Annotated in this window: 16 protein-coding genes; 8 read left to right on the top strand and 8 right to left on the bottom strand. The window is 51.6% G+C overall.

All coding sequences use genetic code 11. The annotated features are described in order from the left end of the window. Positions 1-74: 74 nt before the first annotated feature. Together OZX75_RS06215 and OZX75_RS06210 are read right to left on the bottom strand one after the other, a co-directional pair. Positions 75-1,088, bottom strand: coding sequence for a glycosyltransferase (locus OZX75_RS06215; protein ID WP_277145792.1), 1,014 nt, complete (start codon positions 1,086-1,088; stop codon positions 75-77). 124 nt (positions 1,089-1,212) lie between these two features. Then, the gene (locus OZX75_RS06210; RefSeq protein WP_277145791.1) at positions 1,213-3,108 is read right to left on the bottom strand and encodes a DUF4422 domain-containing protein; all 1,896 of its coding nucleotides are present in this window, start codon (positions 3,106-3,108) and stop codon (positions 1,213-1,215) included. Positions 3,109-3,313: 205 nt separating this feature from the next. Between OZX75_RS06210 and OZX75_RS06205 the strand changes: the two genes are divergently transcribed. Both OZX75_RS06205 and OZX75_RS06200 read left to right on the top strand, forming a co-directional pair. Then, positions 3,314-4,147: an ABC transporter permease gene (locus tag OZX75_RS06205; RefSeq protein ID WP_280925181.1), complete on the top strand. Its 834-nt coding sequence runs from the start codon at positions 3,314-3,316 to the stop codon at positions 4,145-4,147. A gap of 19 nt (positions 4,148-4,166) precedes the next feature. Next, the gene (locus tag OZX75_RS06200; RefSeq protein ID WP_277147465.1) at positions 4,167-5,468 is read left to right on the top strand and encodes an ABC transporter ATP-binding protein; all 1,302 of its coding nucleotides are present in this window, start codon (positions 4,167-4,169) and stop codon (positions 5,466-5,468) included. 59 nt (positions 5,469-5,527) lie between these two features. Here the strand turns inward: OZX75_RS06200 and OZX75_RS06195 are convergent, their stop codons facing one another. Continuing rightward, complete coding sequence (locus tag OZX75_RS06195) at positions 5,528-6,556, bottom strand: LicD family protein (RefSeq protein ID WP_277145790.1); 1,029 nt, start codon at positions 6,554-6,556, stop codon at positions 5,528-5,530. A 421-nt stretch (positions 6,557-6,977) separates the two neighbouring features. Between OZX75_RS06195 and OZX75_RS06190 the strand changes: the two genes are divergently transcribed. Next, entirely contained in the window at positions 6,978-8,096 is a 1,119-nt protein-coding gene (locus tag OZX75_RS06190; RefSeq protein ID WP_277145789.1) for an acyltransferase family protein, read from the top strand. Positions 8,097-8,210: 114 nt separating this feature from the next. Here the strand turns inward: OZX75_RS06190 and OZX75_RS06185 are convergent, their stop codons facing one another. After that, positions 8,211-10,070, bottom strand: coding sequence for a DUF6020 family protein (locus OZX75_RS06185; protein ID WP_277145788.1), 1,860 nt, complete (start codon positions 10,068-10,070; stop codon positions 8,211-8,213). A gap of 338 nt (positions 10,071-10,408) precedes the next feature. Here OZX75_RS06185 and OZX75_RS06180 point away from each other — a divergent pair, with 338 nt between their 5' ends. Together OZX75_RS06180 and OZX75_RS06175 are read left to right on the top strand one after the other, a co-directional pair. After that, positions 10,409-11,491 carry an acyltransferase gene (locus OZX75_RS06180; protein WP_277145787.1) on the top strand — a complete coding sequence of 361 codons (1,083 nt, stop codon included), beginning with the start codon at positions 10,409-10,411 and terminating at the stop codon, positions 11,489-11,491. Positions 11,492-11,603: 112 nt separating this feature from the next. Further along, positions 11,604-13,301: a DUF6020 family protein gene (locus tag OZX75_RS06175; protein WP_277145786.1), complete on the top strand. Its 1,698-nt coding sequence runs from the start codon at positions 11,604-11,606 to the stop codon at positions 13,299-13,301. Here OZX75_RS06175 and OZX75_RS06170 read toward each other — a convergent pair. The 4 genes from OZX75_RS06170 to OZX75_RS06155 all read right to left on the bottom strand — a co-directional run bounded on the left by OZX75_RS06170 (position 13,273) and on the right by OZX75_RS06155 (position 19,169). Continuing rightward, positions 13,273-15,159, bottom strand: a complete 1,887-nt coding sequence (locus OZX75_RS06170; protein WP_277145785.1) for a DUF4422 domain-containing protein — start codon at positions 15,157-15,159, stop codon at positions 13,273-13,275. The two genes, OZX75_RS06175 and OZX75_RS06170, sit on opposite strands and share 29 nt — an antisense overlap. Positions 15,160-15,250: 91 nt before the next feature. Further along, positions 15,251-17,359 carry an LTA synthase family protein gene (locus OZX75_RS06165; RefSeq protein ID WP_277145784.1) on the bottom strand — a complete coding sequence of 703 codons (2,109 nt, stop codon included), beginning with the start codon at positions 17,357-17,359 and terminating at the stop codon, positions 15,251-15,253. Positions 17,360-17,513: 154 nt separating this feature from the next. Next, positions 17,514-18,728, bottom strand: coding sequence for an acyltransferase (locus OZX75_RS06160; RefSeq protein ID WP_277145783.1), 1,215 nt, complete (start codon positions 18,726-18,728; stop codon positions 17,514-17,516). A 159-nt stretch (positions 18,729-18,887) separates the two neighbouring features. Beyond that, positions 18,888-19,169, bottom strand: coding sequence for a hypothetical protein (locus OZX75_RS06155; RefSeq protein WP_277145782.1), 282 nt, complete (start codon positions 19,167-19,169; stop codon positions 18,888-18,890). Here OZX75_RS06155 and mvk point away from each other — a divergent pair. The 3 genes from mvk to OZX75_RS06140 all read left to right on the top strand — a co-directional run bounded on the left by mvk (position 19,159) and on the right by OZX75_RS06140 (position 22,735). Then, positions 19,159-20,439, top strand: a complete 1,281-nt coding sequence (gene mvk / locus OZX75_RS06150) for a mevalonate kinase (RefSeq protein ID WP_277145781.1) — start codon at positions 19,159-19,161, stop codon at positions 20,437-20,439. The genes OZX75_RS06155 and mvk overlap by 11 nt on opposite strands. A gap of 500 nt (positions 20,440-20,939) precedes the next feature. Beyond that, positions 20,940-22,049 (top strand): diphosphomevalonate decarboxylase, encoded by a 1,110-nt coding sequence (mvaD, locus tag OZX75_RS06145; RefSeq protein WP_277145780.1) that lies wholly within the window; start codon positions 20,940-20,942, stop codon positions 22,047-22,049. A 62-nt stretch (positions 22,050-22,111) separates the two neighbouring features. Further along, on the top strand, positions 22,112-22,735 hold the full coding sequence (locus OZX75_RS06140) for a GtrA family protein (protein ID WP_277145779.1): 624 nt from the start codon (positions 22,112-22,114) through the stop codon (positions 22,733-22,735). Positions 22,736-22,783 lie beyond the last annotated feature (48 nt).

Here is a 22,783-nt window from a genome sequence, read left to right as displayed (position 1 = left end):
CTTTGCGATATTCCTCCGATTCAGAGATGAATTCTTGATTCATCTTTTCTCTGCTGTGATTGGGGACGAGCAGATTATCGTAGTTCCTTTGGTGTATTGGCAGGCGTGGAATCGGCGGATACTGTGCTGTAATGGTTGATAAAGTGACGTGTCCTGCACATGTAGGCGAATTTATTGCTGTCGCTGATGAACAGCTTGCGCTCGTTTTTGGCGATGACGTCCAGAATGATGCCGGTTATAAAGAGCAGGAGTCCTGCTATCACCAGCATCACAGCTCCGATTAATGTCGGGAAGCGCGCAACCATACCTGTATGCCAGAAATCGATCATGACACTCAGCATGAAACCCAAGCCGACAAGAGCGACGACCAGCCCACAGCCTCCGAAGAACGGAAGAGGCTTGTATTCACGAATCATCTGGAAAATCGTATTGAGCACTTTGATGCCGTCGCCGACCGTGTCGAGTTTGCTCACCGATCCTGCGGGGCGGTCCCGGTATTGAATCGGCATTTCGTAGATACGCAGGTTGTTGTTGAGGCTGTGAATCGTCATTTCGGTTTCGATTTCAAAGCCGTGGGAGAGCACCGGATAGGTTTTCACGAATGTGAACGAGAACGCCCGATAGCCGGTCATGATGTCATGTACATGCGAACCGAAAAGGAAATTGATGGAACCGCGCACCAGTCGGTTGCCGAAGTTATGGAATGGGCGTTTGTTTTCCTCGAAATAGGTGGAACTCAGCCGATCTCCGATGACCATGTCGTAGCCGTCGACGATTTTCTGAACCATTTCCGGTGCGGATTCTGCCGGATAGGTGTCGTCGCCGTCCGCCATCACGTACACGTCGGCGTCGATGTCCTCAAACATCGCGCGGATAACGTTGCCTTTGCCTTGACGCGGTTCCTTGCGGACGATGGCACCTTCACTGCTGGCGATCTGGGCGGTTTTATCGGTCGAATTGTTGTCGTAGACATAGATTGCCGCATCGGGCAAAGCTCTATGAAAATCGCGTACCACCTTGCCTATGGTCACTTCTTCGTTATAGCAGGGGAGAAGCACGGCGATACGCGGTTGTTTGTTTTGCGGCATAAACGTAACTATAGCTGATAGACCGAATAGGAAGGCGTCTGTAGTTTCGCAAAGCCAAAAGCAACCAACACTATTTATATTATGATCTTTAGGTTACTGTTCATCGAGAATAGGATGTATCAGCTCAGTGCCGTATAACACGTCCTATGACCTTGAAGAATTCGCGTCTTTTCGACCCTATCGGAAGAATCGGATCCAGTATTCTGCGCAGACCGCTGTTTTTCTTTACCGCACGGGGTTTGCCGGACTTCTTTTTCCGAGTCTTTGGACGGTCGGAGACAACCACTTTTTTGATGAGCTGTTCATAGAATGGGGTTTCCCTTGCATATTCCCAATAGAGATAGGCGAAATCGCAGTCAGGGTCGTTCCAAGGTTTGATAAAACCGGCGTAATGAATGATCTTCGGGTCTTTCCGAGACTGCATATACGCGTCATACGCGTTGTTGGGTGCGGATACGAATAGCTCGGAGACACGGCCGGCGCAGTCGTGCAGCACATTCCATTGCCAGGGCAGATATGTCATTCGCCCTTCGCACTGCACATTGAGCACGTCCTGATCGTTATAGATGTAATCCGGATTTGTGGCCAGTGTGAGCCACTGCTCGACGGAATGATACTGACGCATCGCTTTGGTGTTCAAAATCAGAACACCGGCCTGGAAGTAGGCGTATGGGTCGTGCATCTTGAGCGTCTCGGTTGCGTATTGGGGGCGTTTGCCGTTCTTGACGTTGAGGTTGCTCAGGAAATCGATGTCATGAGCTGCGGCGAGAAGGTTGTCACCGATTTCGGTATCGTAAAGCTCTGCGATATCGCCGGTGACGATAATGTCGGCATCAAGATAGAGGACCTTGTCATAGAAGGGCAGAATACCCTGAATGACGAAGCGATAATAGGTTTCGATGCTGATGTGAGGGTTGTTGGTACTCAGATGATACCGTGATATTTCACGGTCGACGTCGACAAAACGCAATGTCATGTTCTCGAAGCGTTCGAAGAACATCTGCATACGTCGCTGGCTGATTGGCGTGATGTCGCGCTGGAGCACTACCACATCGTAATGCCTGTCTTTCGAGGCGTTGGACATGGCAGAATAGATGGCCGTTGCCAGTTGCGGAACATATTTCTCATTCGCTGCGAAAACCACCGGCACGAGTGGCTTGCCGACTTCGGCAATCGGAGCCAAGGGTTGGTCTGGTTCGGGATGGGTGAAATGCACGCATTGCAGTTCTTTCATCTTCCAATCAGTGCCGACCCGCTTGTGGTGCAGCAGGTAGATGTTCAGCAGACGTTCCGCCAGATGCCCGGGAGTCCGCAGCGCCTCCTTGCTGTATTTCGACATGTCCGTCTCGCGCTCGAACTCTTCGAGGATGGGGAAGATCCATTCGCAGTAATCGAAGAAGATTTCCTTCTTCATGATGAACATGTTGCAGAAGCAGGAACTATTGCCGTTCAGGAATGTGTCGGCATCTTTCAGATACTCCGGCTGCAACTTGCCGATGATGTCCCGCATCCTTTTCAGATCGTCATCATGCAGCTGAGTGGCGGCGTGCCATACGGCCGTGGGTGTTTTGTGTTGGTCGATGATCCTGCGCAAATCGCCGAAAGGCGTGGTGATGACGTCATAGCCCGGAACGATGCGTTGGATGGTTTCGTCGTTGATGCCATACTTGTTCAGTGCAGCTTGGTCGATGTAGCTGTCCATGACCTCGCCGTAGGCGTTCTCTTCGTGTTTTACGTCGCTGAAATCGAAGTACCGGCGGTAATGGCAGAAACCGTAGTAATCAGCATCAACGTTTTTCCATGCCCAATACTGGGTGGTCAGCTCACAGTACATGGGGTTTTTCTCGGAGATGTTCTCGCCTTCATCATCGTGGTGGGCCATCTCTTCGAAATGTTCAGGAGCGTGTGCCGCACCGACCTGCACGAGCTGCATGCACTCGCCCTGCGGTGCATTGACGTGCTTGTGCGAGGAAATGAAAATCCTTATGCGGGGCTGATTTTCCTGAGCCTTCGAATCCATATGCCTTTTGCCTTTACCGTTCCAAAGTAATTATCTGTAGAGTGATTATAGCGAGTGGTTGCTAGAAATGGCGATAGCTGAAATTCCGGAAAAGAAAAGATTTTATCAATTTTATGCTCTAACCAATTCTCATGACAAACGGTGCTCTTAAAATAAGTCGTCAGTATCATTGCTTGAAGAGTGTCAGCCGACAAAAGGAATATTCGTGACCGAGTTGATCAAACGCCTCCAGAAGAGGTACCACTATGCGATTGTGATATTCAAGGAGTTGGTGAAAACCGATTTCCAGCTGCGTTATCAGGGTTCGTTCCTCGGTGTTCTATGGTCGGTCCTTAAGCCGCTGATGTTGTTCTGCGTGATGTATGTGGTGTTCGTCAAGTTCCTCAAATTCACGGATGGTACCCCGACTTACACCATTTCTTTGCTTTGTGGCAACTGTCTGTGGGGCTTCTTCAGCGAGGCGACTTCGATGGGTATGCGTTCCGTGGTCGACCGTGGTGATCTGCTGCGCAAGATTCATTTCCCGAACTACATTATCGTCGCTGCCACCACCATGGGCTCCATGATTTCCCTGGGGATTAACATGGTCGTGGTCATCGTTTTCGGCTTCTTCACACATGCCCATTACACCTGGCGCGTCTTGCTCGTGCCCTTGAGCATCATTCAGCTTTATCTGCTCGCCCTTGGCGTGGCGTTATTGCTGGGGACGATGTACGTTTATTATCGTGATATCGCCCATATCTGGGAGGTCGCGCTGCAGGCGCTTTTCTATGCCACACCGGTTATCTATCCGATTTCCATGGTTACCCAAAATCCGCATTTCGCGTGGGCCGCGAAACTTTTGATGCTCAATCCGAGCACGCAGGCCATCATGGACATTCGTCACAACCTGCTTTCGCCTGAATACGTCGACACCGTTTGGTCGATTGTCAACACGACTTGGATCGATCTGATTCCCTACGTTCTTTCCGTCATTATCATTTGGCTCGGTATTCACGAATTCCGCAAGCACAGCAGCAAGTTTGCAGAGGTACTTTAGCATGACAGCAAAAAATTTTATGGATAAGAACGGCACTGCCAAAGACGAAGCCATCAGGTCACGTGGTGAATCACCCGTCGTCCTTTCGGTGAAAAACGTCTCGAAATCGTTCAGGCTGCCTACCGAACAGGCTACGGGCATCAAGATGGCGTTCCTCAATTGGACCAAAGGCATCAAGGGATACACCGAGCAGAAGGTACTCAAGGACATCAGCTTCGACGTCCATCAAGGTGATTTCTTCGGCATCGTAGGCAGAAACGGTTCCGGCAAATCGACGTTGCTCAAAATCATTTCCGGTATCTATGTGCCAGAACAAGGAACTGTGGATGTCACGGGCAAACTGGTCCCGTTCATTGAGCTTGGTGTCGGTTTCAACCCAGAACTGACAGGGCGCGAGAACGTCTACCTCAATGGGGCGCTGCTTGGCTTTACTCATGCCGAAATCGACGCCATGTATGACGATATCGTGCAGTTTGCCGAGCTTGAGGATTTCATGGACCAGAAGCTCAAGAACTATTCCTCCGGTATGCAGGTGCGTTTGGCTTTTTCCGTGGCCATTAAAGCGCAAGGCGATATTCTGGTGCTCGATGAAGTACTGGCGGTCGGTGACGAAGCGTTCCAGCGCAAGTGCGATAACTTCTTCGCCGAGGTTAAACAAGATCCGACAAAAACGGTCATCCTTGTCACCCATAGTATGGAATCGGTCAAGAAATACTGTAATGATGCCATTCTCATCAAAGACGGCAAAATCATCGCCAGCGGCAACAAAAATGATGTGGCTGACCGCTACACACTGGAAAACCTCAAACGTAAGGATAAAGAAAAGCAGGTCGGCGAAAGCGGTGGAAAGGCAGAGGCGTATGAGACGGGCCTCAACAAGCGCGTGCCGATTTTAAGCGTCAATCCAGTTTCCAACCAGGTGGTCGACGGCGCCGAGCCGTTCAAATTCGAAATCGAGTATCAGTTCGATGAAGTGGGAACGGACTTCTATATGGCGATTGCCATGTATGACGTCAAGCGAGGCGGAGTAGTCTACGATACCGGATCGAAACGCCTGAAAATGAAGGAATACGGCCACGTCAAGGTGCGCTATGAGATTCCGCTGGACCCGTTCAACAACGGCCAGTTCAGAATCGTGACTTCGTTGCGTACTCCCAATCCGCTTCATGACGATACCACTGATATGGTGGCGTTCACCAGCGATGAGAATTCCTGTTTCTTCAATATCAGCAACAAGCGCAACAGAGACTATGCTTTGCTCAGCGATCGGGCGATGCAGGTCAAGGAACTGGATACGGTGAAGTGCCCGCGGGAAGATTGATTCGTTTCGGAGTTCGGAGAAGGCCTTTGACTGTGCCGGAGGCCTTCTCCGAACTGTTCTCAGGCGAGATATCCTTCAGGATCTTTTATCGAGGTTTTCAGCGATTCCAGAACGGCTTGATTCTTGAACAGCTTACGTGAGACATGATCGAAATGAGAGACCATGTCGTCGGGGAGATTGTAGATGTCGCCGTATTCCCGTTCGAGAATCGTTTCTGGATGCTGGGGCGCGAGCACGTTCGAACCTTCGAACGACAGGTCTTTGAGCGGAAAGACAACGGTTGACGAATAGGCACACAGATTGTCGTCCGGTGTCCAGTTGTCCATTCCGTACATGATGATGTCTGCCTTGTCTTCAGAGATGACATGCTGTTGCAACGCCTGTTGCCGGTAATCTTCGAAGATTCCCTCAACTTGCGCGCTATGCCCATCGCCGGCTGCCACGTAGCCGTGCTCTTTCCATTGCTCAAAGAACGGAAGAGCTTTAAGGGCGTCAATAAGGCTTTCTCTCAACGCGCTTCGTTTCGAGTACTGTTCTGCGGCGTCGCCTTCGGCATAGTCGTAAATGAACAGGTCAAGGAAGCAGGGATTGTTGGGGTCGTTGTACATGAAACGAATCTGTCGGCAGAAAGCGTATGGATCATAGTTCAGCGAGACTTTGAAGCGTTTGCTGTATTGGGGATTCGTGTCAATCAGCTCGGTGAGCTTTTGGATTTGATCGCGTGTCATGCCCAGGTCCATGTCGTCGTCCCAAGGGATGAAACCTTGATGTCGTACGGCACCGATCAAAGTGCCGCAATTGATCCAGTAATCGATGGAGTTTTTGCGGCAGAGAGCATCAAAATCCTTGAGCAGTTGAGCGCCGCCGAGCTGAAGCAGACGCAGAGAGCCGGTGGCGTGAAACATATTCTTGAAAATCCGCTTCTTCGCGACGAGTTCATCCTCGCCGTCACGTCGAAGAGCGGTCCATAGAAGCTGTTCGATATGGGCATCATAAGTTTTTAACAGGTCGATTTGGGATTGCAGCAATTCGTGATCTTGACGCAGGATTTCCGAGTTGTCATACTGAATTCTGACTTTTGCAGACATGTCTTTGACGTTGGATTCGAGATTCTCGGTCTCGCGCCGTAATATGGAAACGCTTTCCGAGAGCTCGCGTACCGCCCTTTTGGAAGAAGGCAGATGGTCGACGAACCTGGATTCATTTGTCATGATAGAAAAATACCTTCCTGCGCGAGACTCAATCGTCTTAATGATATAAGACTACGTGGATGCTATGTATGCACCGTTGCGGCCGTTTGCTTGTTGGTCATCATTGCAACCTTTGTCTTATTATAGCAGCGGCTATGGCTGAGGTTTTTATGTCGTCTTGGCCTGTTGGCCCGTTCGATGTATGCAGCGCACGGAGAGCTTTAGCCTAAAAGGAATGCTTCGTCTATACGGGTATGTTGATATTCTTAACAAGGTAATGAATACGCGATAAGCGTCGGCCTGTAACTATCGAGGAATCTTGGCAAAACCTAAACAGACACGCAGACTGAACGTCGAGGTGCTTCGCATTTTCGCGATGCTGCTCATTGTTGCATGTCACGGAATCTTGCATATCCCTTGGATGCTCAATGTAGACAAAGGCTTGGCGTTCAAGCCCGGCTGGAGATACGCCCTATCGTATCTGGTGGTGCAATACGGACAGGTCGGAGTCGCCATTTTCTTCGTGATTTCCGGGTATTTCCTGGTCAGGAAGCGATTCAACTGGACGCGAATCTTCAAGACATGGTTCCAGATGTTCTGCTATGGGATCCTCGTTTTTGCTATCATCTTCATCTGCGCATTGAACATGCGACTGCCGGGCGGAATCAGCGATTCTTTCCATGGCGACAACCTCATCACCACACTGGTTTGGACCTTTTTACCATTTTTCTTCGGCAGTTATTGGTTCATTACTGCTTACATCTGTATGCTACTGCTGTCGCCATTCCTCAACGCGTTGTTCGACAATCTTTCCGAACGCTATATTGACGCCCTTATCGGATTGCTTGCGATATTCGGTATCTGGATGCTGTTCTTCGACCGGGGCAAGGCATGGGACAATGTCACTTATGCCGTGTTGGGGTATCTGATAGGTGGTTGGATCCGCAACTATGCCGACAAGCACTCCAAAATACTGCGAACGAGAAATCTTGTGTTCCTGATTATCCTTTTCACCATATGTATGGCGGTTTTCAATCATGTTTCCGCCAGTGGTGTGCATGTTGTGCAGGTTCTTGGTTGGCAAAACCAGATTAAAGACGGAATCCAAGTCCTGCCGATGATTATCGGTGCGGCGATTTTCATCCTGGTCAATCGGATTGATATGTCGCATATGCCGCATGGCCTGGAAACGTTCACGCTGAAGCTTGCTGCCTCCTCATTCGGTGTTTACCTGCTGCATGAGAACATGTTCTTATATCGCCTGATCTGGCCGACAGTTGCGGGTATGTTCCCCGTTCCACACTCCAGCTTGTCGAAAATTGCGATTTTTGTGGCCTGTGTGCTTATCGTCTACGCGGCCGCATCCTTGGTCGCGTTCCTGTTGGACACCCTTATCGTGCATCCTTTGGAACGTACAATCAGGATATTGCAACGTTGATCATCCGAGTTATGGATGTTTCCCGGTCCCATGCTTCGTAACAGGCAAATGATGGTTTGCGGTCTTAAGCATGAGTTCGGGTACACGTAACTAATCGTATGGTTTTATCCGGGGTTACTCGGATTCTGATGTATCTTTCTGTTCCTTAGATGATAAGGCTGGCCTGGAGTCGGATTTTCCGGCAACTGCTATGAGCCCGATAGCCAGAGGGGCCAGCATCAGGGCATGGAACATGTAACGAGTTGGATTATCTTGGTTGTCCAACGTGGACAACGATACCGGGTATACCAATAAGCTCGCTGTGGATATCCAATAAGGAAGAAGTCTCATCCAATCATTCAGCATGGTGAATTTGCGGCGTCTCCACAGGTAGTACAGGGTGAAAAACGGAATAATCGAAGTCCAAGTGGATACGTAGAACAGCGTATTCACGACTGGGATTGCAAGCGTCGCCTGATACATTTGATCTACGGTCTTGCTTCTTTTGCCTGCAGACAAAATATGGTCCACTTTTCCAAAGGTGTCTTTGTTGGCGCTTGTCTGGGTAATGGGACGCATGAACATCGGCACAGGGGTCTTGTTTTTCTGCTCATCGGGAGATTTGCATTGAATCGGTCCGTTGAAGGTGAACCAACCTGATTCAAGGGCAACGAATGCGCTGAAGTAGGTGAGAGGATGCCTCAGCCCGATTGAGGACCAAGCCTTAAGGAAGTCCGTTATATTGGATTTTTCGCTGCGCAGTTGGAACCCTGTTACCGGGTCGGTGATGTATGGGTTGTAATTATAGGCAACCTGACCCCAATCATACATGAGATAGGATTCCACTTGTCGCTTCTCTTGAGGCGTCACATCCTCCGGGAATTCGTGGGCGGTCCTGCCGAGCATTTGAATGGGCATGGCAATGGCCGCCTGGGAGGAACCAGGAATGACACGAAGAGGGCCGTAGGCGTATTTCGGGATGAGAACCCCGACGATGACAACCGTACAAGTGGCGAAAACAACGGCCACGATTTTCAAAAGAGCGCGGTAATGGCCGAAGATAAGGGCGATAAGACAAACCGCGACGATTGCCATCCCCAATTTCTGGGTCAACGATGCGAGCAGGCAGGCAATCAAAAAGCCTAAATCGAACAAGGGACGCTTGAGAGCCGTAAGGTCCGTATCGACCAGTTTTACGAACATGAGCACCCACACCATCATGGCCGCTGCGTTGGTCACGTCTTTGGTAATGGTCATGGACATCATCGGGAAAACCGGGAAGAGGCAAAGGAAAGCCGTCAGGAACGCCAACAGGCCGTTTCGGATCTTTTTGCCTTTGAGATAGGCAAGGAGCTCCGCGAAGACGAGTGCGAATACGATGGTTTGGCAAATGACATAAGCAGCGAGACCCAAATCAATGGAATGCAACACATCGCGTCCGAATTTTGCGAACCAGCCATATAGGAAGGTATCGAAGAACGGGTGATGGTCCCAAACGGTGCCGGCGGGTTTGCCGAATGCGGAGACGCCCAGAGCCTGGGCGATCTGATCTCCGGTATCCCAATAGATGTTGTAGGGAAGCAGGAGCAGCACGTAAGGTGACCAACAACAGAGGATTCGAAGAGCGTCCCTGCATACGGCTACGGGGTGTTCCCTATGCTCGAACCTGAGGAGTGAAAGCCTCCCGTTCACGAGATTCGAAACACGGCTGATCGGCTTTTTATACCACGCTGAGCTATCGTGTTTCTTAGTGCCGTTGATCCATACATAAAGTATGTTGAACAGACACCAGAAAAAGATGCTGAACAAAGCGATTTGCAGATAGAAATAAACGGTGGTAAACGGAATCGCCGCTGTGGTCGCCGCATTGGTGCCGCAAGTGAACACGAAGCCCAACATTATCGGAAAGGCGATTCCGGAATACCAGGTTGTGCTCTGTGACGTATCCAATCGTTCGGTCTCTTCGATTGCGGCTGTGCCGGTTCTGTGCTGCATGTTGCTTGTTCTCTATCTCCAATAAACTGTGCGCGGGATAATGTTGATTTTACCATGACGGGTTTTCGGCCTACGATTCCGGGTTTCTCTGTTACCGAGCCCGGAGTACTGCTCTGTTTATGAAGCATATGTCGATGACCGTTTCGGCCTTGACGGATGATGGTTGGCCAATGGTCAGGGACGCAAAGGTATACTCTCTCTAAGGTTATATAAAAATCATAGTTCATTTTGGTGAGTGCACCATCCAAGAACATATCCAAGCTGGGAGGGAAACAGTGGCCGAACGCCAGAAGAACGAGAAACGGCTCGAGCGGCCTCGCAGACTTCGGTTTGTCTATATGCTCAATATCCTTTCATGCTTTGCCGTCGTGATTCTGCACACCACGTTGCCGGTTTTCACGCCTCAGCCCAACAGGACTTGGACGGAGATGGTGGTGTTGCAGGCTTTTGCCATTTTCGCCGTTCCGATTTTCTTCATGATCAGCGGTATGAACCTTCTGGGCTATCGTGAGCGTTACTCGACCAAGACCTTTTTCCGCAAGCGTCTCTGGCGTGTGGGTCGGGCGCTGCTGCTGGGCAGTGTGTTTTGTTACATTCTGTTTGCGGTTTTTCCGTACGCTTTTTATGGGGCCGATAAATATGCCGGCACCGCGGGAATAGTGGATTTTGTCAAGAGGTTCCTGACCAACGATATCAATGACGTCTATTGGTTCTTCTATTCGATCATCTATCTCTATGTTCTGACTCCTCTTCTGTCGTATGTGATGCAGCACAAGCGTGCCACGCAATATCTTCTGGCGTTGCTGCTGGCGGTCGGAATATGCATTCCATTTGCGGAGCGGTTGGGGATGTCTGCAAAATATTTTGACACCTTGTTCGGTTGGCCGCTGTTCGCTTCGGTGTCGTTGCTCTATTTCGTCGGCGGGTACTACTTCCACCGTTACTGGGAACCCATCAAACATCAAGTGCCCGTCGCCTTGGCTATATTGGTTCTTTCGGTCTGTGCGATGGCGTTTCTGGGGTTGTGGGCAAACGGGTATCATAAGCCTTCCGGACTTTCGGCACATTATGATAACTATTATGTGGGCATGAGCTCGCCGTTCTGTGTATTGCAGGCCTTCTCGCTTTTCCTGCTTGCACAGTCGTTGGAACCTTGGTTGCAGCATTTTGGTGCCGGAGTGATGAAGGTGCTGAAGTTGCTTTCCTCGGCATCGCTTGGAGTCTATCTTTTCCATATTCTGCTCATTGACTGGGTAGGCGCGAGTATGGAACCCAATTCAGCTGCGTTCCTCGGTCGCCATCCTCTGTTCTATGCGGTGTGTGTTTATGCCATTACAGTGATTGCGGTCATGGTCGGCAAACAGCTGATTGCCGTATGTAAGAAACCGCTATATCACGCTTTGCGTCTTGACCGGAAGTGATTCGTCGGATTTGCGGGATTTGTTTTCTGCGGTTCTGTTGGCTTGAGTTCTGCGGAATACAAAAGCGGATATATTTGGATTATTGTTTTGTCGGTTTATAGAAAGTCGGAAAATGGATATCGTAAAACGACTTGTGCACCGTTGGCCGTTGATGCTGATTGCGCTTGTCTGCGGTGTGCTGGCTGCGATGGTGGATGCGCTCAAAGACGAGGACAAGCTCGTTTTTTCCTTGATTTACCTCTTTCACGCGTTGATCTATACCTTGGCGTTCTGTGTGCTGGCGAAAATCGGGGAGAGCGTCCTTGCCTGGCTTGGCAGGGACCGTGAAATCAGTGCTTCAAGTGTGGGTTCGAAAGGAAAGCGTTGGTTCACCTATGAATCGACGGCAACGCAGCTGTGCCTCGTAGCCGCGGTGATGTTCTTGTGCTGGGTGCCGTATCTGGTGATCACCTATCCCGGAGTGCTTTGGTATGATACGCAGCAGCAGTTGCTGCAGTGGTTCAAGCTGCCGAACCTGTTTAACGACGGTTCTCATCTTTCGGACCATCATCCGGTGTTGGATACCGCGATTTACGGGTTGTTCGTCGATCTCGGCAATCTGCTGGGCAGCGGAGATTTCGGGCTGTTTCTGTTGTCCCTTCTTCAAGCCCTGGTCATGGCATTCTCTCTTTCCGCAGTTGTGCTCTATTGTCGTCATATCGGCCTGACCCGCCGTTTCTGCGTCGCCATCCTGGCGTTCTTTGCGTTGTTCCCCATTGTTCCGGTCTACACAATCACTCTTGCCAAAGATTCGCTGTTTCTTCCGTTCTGCATATGGTTCTCGCTGGTGTTCATTGAAACTGCGCGCAGCAAAGGTCAAGTGCTGAAACGTCCATTGATACTGGCGATTTTTATCGCAAGCGCACTGTTGATGGCTTTCACGAAGAAGACCGGTGTCTATATCGTTCTGCTTTCCTGCGTTCTGCTGCTGTTCTTCTTGCCCCGCAAAGGGCGGATGCGTACCGGTTGCGTGGCGTTGGTGACCTTGCTGGTCATGGCGTTGTTCAATGGCGTTGTGCTTCCCGCGGCTCATATCGCTCCGAGCGGTAAGCAGGAGATGTTGGCCAATGCATTTCAGCAATCGGCGCTGGTCATGAAACGGAGGGGCAACGAAATACCTAAAGATGATCGAAAAGTATTGGATGCCATGCTCGGTCACAACGCAGGGGATCGGTATGCTTGGGGCACTGTGGATCCCGTAAAGGGTTTTTCATGGAGTGCTAGACAGAACGATGATTTGTCTGCCTATCTCAAAGTCTGGGCCAAGGAAGCATTCCAGTTCCCGGGAACCTACCTCGAGGCGTATCTGTCTCTGCAACGAGGATGGATCGGTGTGCCTGATGCCCGAGACGGGAATAATACCGGCGATTTGCTGATGACGGTTCAGGCTCAGGATGTCGGTCATGTTTTCAAAGGCTCTGAAAAATTCGGATTGAGCGCTCTGGGGCATGGAGGTCTGAGAGTAAAGCTGGAAAATGCCGTCAGATGGTTCGCCGGTTCGCCTTTCGGCATGCTGATATTCGCAAGGGCGTTCTGGGCATTATGGCTTGTCGTTTTTGTGCTCTATGAATGTTTGAGAAGGGAAAACGGCCATGTCGCCTGGCTTTTGGTTTATCTGGTGACGTTCCTGACGTTGTGGATTTCACCGATTTCGGCCAATAACGAGGCTATGCGTTATTTGATTACCATGGTGTTCCTCGCTCCGTTGGCCTTGGCTGCGACAATCGCTCCGAATTCGTCGGCTACTCGCGATGCCGAAGCTTGCGCGTAGTGACCTTGAGTACCTCACGGCGCTTGGAACCGATGGGAGCCAGGGCGTCGGCGTATTTGCGCAGGGGGCTGTCTTCAGCGATGGCACGCTCGTGATGTTCCAACGGTTTCGGCGGTTTCAGCCCGCTTAACATGGCCACCATCTGAATCTCAAACGGTGTCTGTGCGGCGTATTGCCAATAAAGCGGGCCAAAATCGCACCATGGGTTCTTCCAGGGCTTGTCGAAACCGGCGTAATGGACGATTTTTGGGTCGCGCCGCGAACGCAGGTAGTCTTGATATGCCTGAGCCGGAGCGAATGCGAAGACGCCGTTGACTCGATCTGCGCAGTTATGCATTACGTTCCATGAGTAGTCAAGATACTTGACCTGACGTTCGCAAGCGACGTTGAGAATATCCTGATCGTTATAGATAAAGTCCGGGTCGGAGGCGATTCCCAGCCATTCTTTGACCGTGTGAATTTCACGCATGCGTTCCAGGTTCATGACCAGTACGCCGGCTTGGAAATAACCGTACGGGTCGTGCATATGCAGCTTGCGTTGCACATATTGCGCTCGCTCCCCGTTCTTCATATTGAGATTGCCCAAAAAATCAAGGTCGTGGACCGCGCCTATCGCTGCGTCGCCGAGATCAGTGTCGTAGAGTTCGGTGATGTCGCCGTTGACCACCAGATCGCTGTCGAGATAGATGATTTTGGAATAGAACGGAAGGATCTGCTGGATGATAAAGCGATAGTAGGTCTCGATGCTGATGTGCTCGTTGTGGGTGGTCAGCTCGTAACCGGAAATGATTTGACTGACGTTAAAGAAGCGCAGGTGGGCATGGGGGAAGGCCCGGAAGAAATCGGCCATGCTTTGCCGGTTCTCTTTGCTGATATCCCTTTGAAGAACGATGATGTCGTAATAGCGTTCGGGGTCGGCGTTCTTGAGCATCGAATAGATGGTGGTGGTGAGCATCGGTACGTAGTTGTTGTCAGCGGCGAAGACGACAGGGACGGTGAGACGTGGGTTCCTGTCCAAAGGCTCAAGTTCCGTCTTATAGAGCTCTGGGTGGGTGAAATGCACGCATTGCAGGGTTTTGATTTTCCAATGCTTGCCGATACGCTGCTGATGCGCCAGGAATATGTTGAGCAGTCGCTCGGAAAGATGACCGACTGTTCTCAGCGTTTGGGTATCGGCACGGCTGAAGTCACTGGTGCTTGTGAATTCGTCGAGCAGCGGGAACAACCATTCGTTGTAGGCGAAGAAGATGTCTTTGCGCATGATGAACATGTTGCAGAATGCGGCTTTATGGCCGTTCAGGACATGTGAGGCGTCCTGCCGGTAATCGGGGTGCCGGCGGCAGAGGATCTCCATCATATGCTCAAGGTCCTCGATGCGCAGGTGCTTGTCCGCGGCCCAATGCTCCTTGAGGTTCGAGAAGCCTCCGATGAGTCTCACGTCGTTGATCGGGGAGGTGATGACGTCCCAACCTTTGACGCTGGCGGCAATGGAGTCGTCATTCAATCCGTATTTTTCGATTGTGCGTTTATCGATGAAATCGTCGATAATCTCGCCATAGTCGTTCTGCTCGTGATGGATGCCCGAAAAATCGAAATAACGGCGATAGTGGCAGAATCCGTAGTAATCGGCCTTGGCGTTTTTCCAAGCCCAGTACTGCGCCGTAAGCTCGCAGTACATCGGGTTTTTGTCCGAGATGTTCTCACCCTCATTATCGTGCAAAGTATCAGGAAACAGATTTTCCGTATTGGCTGCACCGACCTGAATAGGGATGATACTAGCGCCGTCTGGGAAAACGGCCTGTTTGTGTGCCGACACGAAAAGCCGTATATGTTCATTGTTTTGCTCGGTGGAGTTCATGGTTTCATAGTCTAGCGCTGACCGTGGGTATGTTGAAACCGTTGGTATCGGCGACGGATTATGGCAGTGAGCTTGGCTTGTGCCGAACCGGTTACTTCAGAGGAACGTCCATGAAATTGGTGTCGCGCAGATAGTTCTTGCCGACACTGATGTCGTACTGGATGAATCGGTAGTCTTCGAGGAGCGTTCTGGTACTTTGCGGGAGCTTGTGGATGTCCATTTTCTTGCCGTTGTCGTCCAGATAGACGTTGTCTTCATTGGCGTTTCCTGAAGCTGCTGGCACCGACATCGCAGGTACCGCAGCGTGCATGTCCGTCAGGAATGCGAGGTACGGGGATACTTTGGCGTTCATGTGTTCGCTTGCCTGCGCCATGAAATAATTCGATGAGGTGTAGTTGCTTTGAGAGGCTTTTTCGTGGCTCGAGGCGCTGGCTGCGTTGGACCAGATGAAGTAGTCGGTCTCATGCAGGGCAAGGGCGTTGGAAGGATTTTTTTCCGCTGTTTCGTAAATACCTGGGAGATGGTCGCCGTAGAAGATCACGGTGATGGGTCTGTCCATCTGGTCGAGTTTGTTGAGGAAATCAGCTGTGGCACTATCGGTGTAGCTAACGCCTTTAGCGTAGGTTTCGATGTTTTTACGCTCGTCATCGGTGATGCCGGTAGAAGTATCTGCATCCTTGAACTCGTTGTCGTTGTACCAGTTGTCGTACGGTGAATGATTCTGCATGGTCGCCACTTGTACGAATTGCTTGGAATCGTCATGGTACTGACCGAGTTTATCCACAATGGCGTTGTAGGTGGAGGTGTCGGAGGCATACCAAGAGGAATCAATCGGGTTGATATCGGTAAGCTTGTATTTGCCGTCCATCGCCCAGAACTTGGAGAATTTGAATTTTCGGTAATCGTCGGCGCGCGAATACATGTTTCGGTAATAGGTATGCAGCGCGAAGGAGCCGTCTGCCGGCCGTTTCGCATTCCAAATCTGATTGAAAGAAGGCGCCCATTTCTGCTTGGGGACAAGCTGCTGATAGGGGACCGATAGCGAGGAATCGTAGTTCGCCAGGCTCAGGCCGGTAAGCGCCTGATATTCGATGTTTGCAGTGCCCCCGCCATAACCGGCAGAAAGCATAAGCCCTGAGGTCGTTTGGGATTTGATGTCGCGAATGTTCGGCATGGGGTCTTGATTGAACGAAATTCCGGGAACGCGTGTCGGATCGGAATAGGACTCCGAGAGAATCATGATGACGGTGTTATCGGTCAGATTCGTCGAACGCTGACGATTGATTCTGCTTGCCTCAGACTGATATTTTTCCGAAAGCGCAAGCATGGTCGTCTTGTTGTAACCATGTGGTTTGTCCATTGTATTGGTGTGCACAAGCCGAAGAAAAGCCATAGGGGCGCCGTTACTGCGTGCGTCACCTATACTGTTCCATATTTGCGGATCGTCGGCGATGCCATCGGCCAGCTGTTGGCCCCATGAGTTTTTGTTCCCCAGAGAATACACAAACGAGAACAAAAAGCCTGCGATAACGATTAGTGATATAAATCTTGTGACAATGCGCTTGAGATTGGATTTTGCCATAAGGGCCGGTTTCCTCCACGAGCACCGGATAAGTCCCTTGCGTCCATCCGTGCATTGGAGAAGTATACAAAACAGGATTATGGCAACGAGTCCGCAGACACCGCCGATGGCTATTGAAATGCCGTTGGGAGGAATGAAGGAGACGATTTGTTTTGTGTTGCCTCCTGAAATGAAGTTGAGGTCGGCCGGGATAATCGGTTCGTTGCGCAATTGGACTTTGAAATGGTTGGCTATGGCATAGACGATGATCACGCTACTGAAGATCGCCACACAAATCCAGAAACGGTTGATTATGAGCAGTAAGACGATGAAGATCAAGCTCAGTACCATAAAATTGAGCAGGAATTTGAAATCGTGATCGGTCCACATTTGGGTGACAAAATGAAGCAGTTGCCCGCGTAAACTGTCGTTGAACATGGTCTCGGGATCTATTTGCGCTCCTGTCGGATATTCAGGTTTGGCCAATACACCCCATTGTGCAAACAGGGTCGAGCAGAATATCAGCGAGATAGAGATGATGATATAAACAAACCAATTGAGCTGTGGCTTTTGGTATCGGTTAGAGCGAATACCATGGTGCGCTGGACCTGTGAAGACAGGTTTTTCCATCTCACGCATGGCCGAGTTCCTTCTGACCGTTTTTTTGTGATGCGCTTCGCTCATAAAAATTGGTAATCCTGCAATGTTCGATGGAAACTGCAAACGCGGCAGTTTAATTATGCTTTTCGTAATAAGATTATAATAAGGTACTTAACAAATATCTGAGTAGTGACTATTTCCGTCCTGCGTCCGATATGAATCCGCTTGGTTTTCGCTGACGGTCAGTTGGCTTGCTTATTCGCTGATTCTTTGTTTTTTGACGTTTTGAAGGCAGGCGACGGCCGAAAAGAATACCGATAATCGGAATTCTGCGTAGGGCATAGCCGGCGAGCGTTCCAATGGCGAATATCACGATGACGATCAGGAGATTGAGAATCATCGGCGTGGCGATGCCTGATTTCCTGATGATTTTGAGGATGATGAGAATCAGCATCATATGCAAGTAGTAAGTGCTCAGTGTATTCGCGCCTGCAATCGTGATGAGCTTCGTCATCGGTTTCGGCAGGGTTTTGATTTCCACCAGCAGAATGAAAAGGGAGACGGCCATGAACAGAGTCGAGAAGGTCATGTAGCCGTTGGTGAGACCGAAACCGAGCGAAATCTTGTTGGCGCGCTGGTAAAGCCATAAGCACAAGGCCATGAGCCAACCGAGTATGAAAACCACAACGAGCGCAAGATTTGCAAGCCAGTGTCGTTTACCGGTGATTTTGGTGAGGAAAGCCGAGATGTCTTCGACGAAGCCTCCGAGCAGGAAATAGATAAGCGCAAAGGAATATTTGCCGAAGATATTGAAGTCGACCAGATAGCCGAACGGTTCCGCAATTGTAGTGTGCGTGTAAAAGCCTATTGCATCGACGAGATTGTTTCCATCGTTGGCAACGAGTGTCAGAATGATGAGAATAACGGTGAGCCAGCCGAGATAATGGCGCCCTTTCTGACTATCGTATGCCTGCTTGAGCATGGGGAAGACCAAGTAGATGGCGATCAGTGCGTTCATGAACCAGAAGTAACCCAACGGTGAATCGGTCCAGGGCGTTCCCAACAGATAGCCGGGTACGTTCTTCCAACTGATGGGTGTGCGGTTGTTAAGCCAGGAGATAATGGGAAGGCTGACGATTTCCCAAACCAGGAGCACAACGAGTGTCTGTACGATACGGTGCTTGTGCTTGCCGAAATCGAAGCGTGCGTGCAGCAGCAGATAGCCGTTGACCATGAAGAAGAGCGGAACGCCGATGGCAGCGATTAGTATGCCGAATTCGTTGGCGGGGGTGAAGGCGATGAAATTGGTGTAATAGCAGTAGTGAATGAGGACGACAAGAAAAATCGCCAGTGATTTGATGATATCGAGACCGATGATGCGGGGTCGTTGGTGCTGTTTCGTCGTCATTATTTCCAATATAGCTGGCGTGTTTAACAATCCGTTATCCGATTATCACTGTTTGCTGAATCGTGTTCGTCTGTTTGCACTGTCTCATCGCAGATTCGGAGAATACGAAAGCGAGGGCTGGGAGACAGTGAAGAAAAAGTGAAAGAACAAAACCTAAGTTCACACAAACCAATATCGCCTTCTCACTATCTTCACGTTCGTTTGCGCCCAGTTCACAAAATGATTTCTAGACTCAGGAACTGTTAGGCAATCAATGCCGATATCGGTGAGGGTAACGAGCGGTGATGTCTGGTTGATGCACATCAACAGGTCGCCGCGAAGGCTTGGCTTGTTGAATTCGCCGTGGGTTGGCGTGCGCATGGCCGCCAGCAGTTCTGTTGAGGCATTGATGGCCGTTTGGCTTGAAACGCAGGAAAGGTGATGAGTGCTGATGGTGCACATGGGGTATGGCGAGACCTGGGCGAAGGTCATTCTCATGGGTGAGCATTCCGTGGTCTACGGATATCCCGCCGTCGCCGCGCCTCTGCTTTCGTTGAAGATGCGCGCTTGGGTCACACCGGTGGTATCGGCACAAAATAATGCTGAGACTTTTACTGCTGTTTCGGATTATGGTACGGCGGATCACGGTACGGCAGATTACGCTACGGCAAATCACGCTACGGCAGATTACGGTACGGCAAATCACGGTACTTCAGATCACGCTGCTTCGGATTACGGTACTTCAAAAACCTCGGATTCGTCTCTTGCAGGCGCACGATCTTCGCGCACAGCCATCAGTGATTTCCGCCATTCTGTAGGTGCGGTTGACGCTGCGTCTGCGAATCCGTCTGTCGCTTCCGGTTCTCCGAATCCCCTTTGTGGCACTCTCAAAGCCTTGAACTACGAAGGCTCGCTTTCCGATGCAGGAAGCCGTTTCGGCGGCTTGGAACGTGCGGTGAAGGTCGCCACACAATTCGCCGGTTACCCTGGCCTCGCCTTCAACGTGGTCACGGACAGTTCGTTCCCCGCTGGGCGTGGCATGGGTTCGTCGGCCGCCAGCGCGGGCGCCGTGATTCGTGCGATCCTTGACGCCTGTGATGTCAAGACGAGCGAGCAGCAGATCTTGCGGCTGACCAATGAGGCTGAAATCATTACGCACGGCAATCCGTCCGGGCTCGACGCCGCGACGACGTGCTCTCGTGATCTGGTCGCGTTTGAATCCGGCGATATCGAGAAAATGCGTGTCGATATGCCGGCTTACCTGGTGATCGCGGATTCCGGTATCGCCGGGAGCACGCGTGAGGCCGTGGGCAACGTCCATCAAGAGGATGAGCGGGATCACGCGCATGTCAAGTCCGTCATGGATGAGCTTGGCGAACTCGCACGTGCGAGCGAAACCGATCTCGAGCTGGGAACGGTGGCACTGTTGGGCGAGCGCATGAACCGTGCGCACGGATTGCTCAATGAGCTCAACGTCAGCCATCCCTTGGTCAATCATCTGGTCGATGCGGCTCGTGCGGCCGGGGCCAGCGGTGCGAAAATGACCGGTGGCGGCTTGGGCGGCTGCCTGATTGCTTTGGCCGCCGACGAGCAAACCGCCAACGCCGTCAAAGCGACATTGCTGCGCGAAGGCGCTCGCGAAGTCTGGATCCATTCGTTGTCGGAGGCGCAGGCAGATGATGGGGCAGATGCCGACTCAACTGCACGGCCCGCTGTCGTATCGCTTGCCTAGTTGTGGGTGGTGCAGAAGTTTCTGCCAAGAGGCGGACGACAACGATATTCCGATTTTGACTCGGTAAGCAAAGACATTGGTAATTACGCCGTAATTTCATCGATACAGAGAAAATCACACTTTGCGACGATTTTTCGTGATTATCGATGTACTTTTTGCCATCATGCAGAGAAAATCACGTTTTGGAGCTGGTTTCTGTGATTTCTTCGGTGGGCATGCAGACGAAATCACGTTTTTGGGTCGGTTTCTGTGATTTCCGTTGTATTTTCGGCGGACACGCAGAGAAAATCACGTTTCAGAAATGTGCAGGTGATGTTCTGATGGGCTTGGATTTCGTGCAACGCGCTTGCGGTGTGCGCGATGTGGCAGACGTATTAGGCAGGAGTAAGTGGAAGGCTCTGTGTCCCGTTCGTCGCATACGGACGCGAATTCTGCTGGTTTGGTAGATAGTCCCGCATTTGTATGCCTTGATTGGCTGCGGCGGGATAGACTTTGAGATTGTGAAGATCGGTGTAACGGATATGGCGAAAACGCGGGAACTGCAGGAACAGGAGTCGGAGCGTTCCGTTTCGCATAGGCAACTGCCGGTGAGTCAAGCCGCGTCGAAAAAGGCCACTGCCGTCGCCAACGCCAATATCGCGCTGATCAAATATTGGGGTAAGGCCGACGAACGTCTGATTATTCCCCGTGCCTCAAGTCTTTCGCTGACCCTTGAGGGCCTGTCCACGTGGACCACGGTCGAATTTGGACGGCCAGGAACGCAACCCGATGATCAGCCGGGTGGCCAAACGATTACTGATTGCCTGACCATCGATGGCAAAGTACAGCTTGGCTCATCGCTGACCCGCGTTTCTAAATTCCTTGACATTGTGCGGCAGAAGGCCGGTATCGGCCTGCCTGCACGTGTGACTTCCGCCAACACCGTACCGTTCGGAGCCGGCCTGGCCAGCTCGGCGTCGGCGTTTGCGGCGCTCGCGGCAGCGGCTTCAAAGGCGGCCGGACTTGATCTGACGCCTCGTGAGCTTTCCCGTCTGGCCCGTCGCGGTTCGGGGTCGGCCTGTCGCTCGATTTTCGGTGGTCTGGTGAAATGGAATGCCGGGCATGACGACGAGAGTTCGTACGCCGAACCCGTTGATTCTGGCGATATGGACTTGGCTATTATCGTCGTGCTGATATCCAGCGCCAAAAAGCCGATTTCCAGCCGTGAGGCCATGCGACGTACCATCGCCACCTCGCCGCTCTATGACGCGTGGATCGATTCGTGCGGCAAGGATCTGGACGATGCGTTGTCGGCGATCGCAAGCGGCGACGTGCAGCACCTGGGCGAGATCACCGAGGCCAACGCGCTTGGTATGCACGCGGCGATGATGGCAAGCCGGCCCTCGGTTTTCTATTGGCTGCCGCAGACCGTGGCCGCGCTGAATTCCGTCGCTGCGATTCGTCGCGATGCCGGCTTGGGTGCGTGGTCGACGATGGATGCCGGCCCGAACGTCAAGGTGCTCACCGTCGGCCGCGACGCCGAGCGCGTGGCCGACGAGCTGCGCAACCGCCTGCCCGGCTGCGAGATTGCGGTCCATCGGCCTGGTGCCGGCGTGCGGTTCATGCGATGAATCGGTGGTAATCGCGCCGTCTGCCGCTCGCTTGGCGGGCGCAGGTAGTTAAATGGTTGCTTGTGAAAAAGCTTATTGAACAACTGGTGAAATTTGGCCTGGTCGGCGTCATCGCCTTCGTGATCGACGAAGGCATCATGAACATCCTGATTTTCGTGCACGTCAACAACGTGGTGGCGAGCACCATTTCGTTCCTGATTTCGCTGGTCTTCAACTACTGGGCAAGCATGAAGTACGTCTTCAAGCACCGCGACGACATGGCGCGCTGGATGGAGGCGCTGATTTTCCTGGTCTCGTCCGTCATCGGCCTCGGCATCAATGAATGGATTATCTGGATGAGCACTTTGGGCATGCCAGCCAACGCCATCATGACCCAGCACGGCATGTATATCCTGCGCTCCAATATCGGCAAGATCGTCGCCACCGTGGTGGTCGCCATCTGGAACTTCATCATCCGAAAGTGGTTGCTCGACGACCGTTCCAGCCAGAATGGCAAGGTTACCAGTCAAGCCGAGTCCGGGAATTCGGAATCCGGTAATAGCAATGGCTCCGGCGCGTCCTCCACGGGCAACGCCTCCGCAACGGTTTCTGCAGGTTCGGTCGCGGCTTGTGCTCCCAAGCGCAAAACGTTCGCGCAAAAACTGGGCGAGTGGTCGATAGCCCACACTCCCAAGGGCTGGCAGTGAGGATTTGCTGTTGTGAGGTTCATGTGGTGATAGAAGATGCGTCTTTTC

It is taken from the genome of Bifidobacterium sp. ESL0800 (assembly GCF_029395355.1).
Taxonomy (GTDB): domain Bacteria; phylum Actinomycetota; class Actinomycetes; order Actinomycetales; family Bifidobacteriaceae; genus Bifidobacterium.
The sequence above is the reverse complement of the archived record's forward strand: the minus strand, read 5'-3'. Positions and strand labels throughout refer to the sequence as shown.

Excerpts from the sequence above, each read along its gene's own strand:
- OZX75_RS06215 (WP_277145792.1), bottom strand. The coding sequence starts at position 1,088 with ATGCCGCAAAACAAACAACCGCGTATCGCCGTGCTTCTCCCCTGCTAT.
- OZX75_RS06210 (WP_277145791.1), bottom strand. The coding sequence starts at position 3,108 with ATGGATTCGAAGGCTCAGGAAAATCAGCCCCGCATAAGGATTTTCATT.
- OZX75_RS06200 (WP_277147465.1), top strand. The coding sequence starts at position 4,167 with ATGGATAAGAACGGCACTGCCAAAGACGAAGCCATCAGGTCACGTGGT.
- OZX75_RS06195 (WP_277145790.1), bottom strand. The coding sequence starts at position 6,556 with ATGTCTGCAAAAGTCAGAATTCAGTATGACAACTCGGAAATCCTGCGT.
- OZX75_RS06185 (WP_277145788.1), bottom strand. The coding sequence starts at position 10,070 with ATGCAGCACAGAACCGGCACAGCCGCAATCGAAGAGACCGAACGATTG.
- OZX75_RS06180 (WP_277145787.1), top strand. The coding sequence starts at position 10,409 with ATGCTCAATATCCTTTCATGCTTTGCCGTCGTGATTCTGCACACCACG.
- OZX75_RS06175 (WP_277145786.1), top strand. The coding sequence starts at position 11,604 with ATGGATATCGTAAAACGACTTGTGCACCGTTGGCCGTTGATGCTGATT.
- OZX75_RS06170 (WP_277145785.1), bottom strand. The coding sequence starts at position 15,159 with ATGAACTCCACCGAGCAAAACAATGAACATATACGGCTTTTCGTGTCG.
- OZX75_RS06165 (WP_277145784.1), bottom strand. The coding sequence starts at position 17,359 with ATGCGTGAGATGGAAAAACCTGTCTTCACAGGTCCAGCGCACCATGGT.
- OZX75_RS06160 (WP_277145783.1), bottom strand. The coding sequence starts at position 18,728 with ATGACGACGAAACAGCACCAACGACCCCGCATCATCGGTCTCGATATC.
- mvk (WP_277145781.1), top strand. The coding sequence starts at position 19,159 with ATGGTGCACATGGGGTATGGCGAGACCTGGGCGAAGGTCATTCTCATG.
- OZX75_RS06155 (WP_277145782.1), bottom strand. The coding sequence starts at position 19,169 with ATGTGCACCATCAGCACTCATCACCTTTCCTGCGTTTCAAGCCAAACG.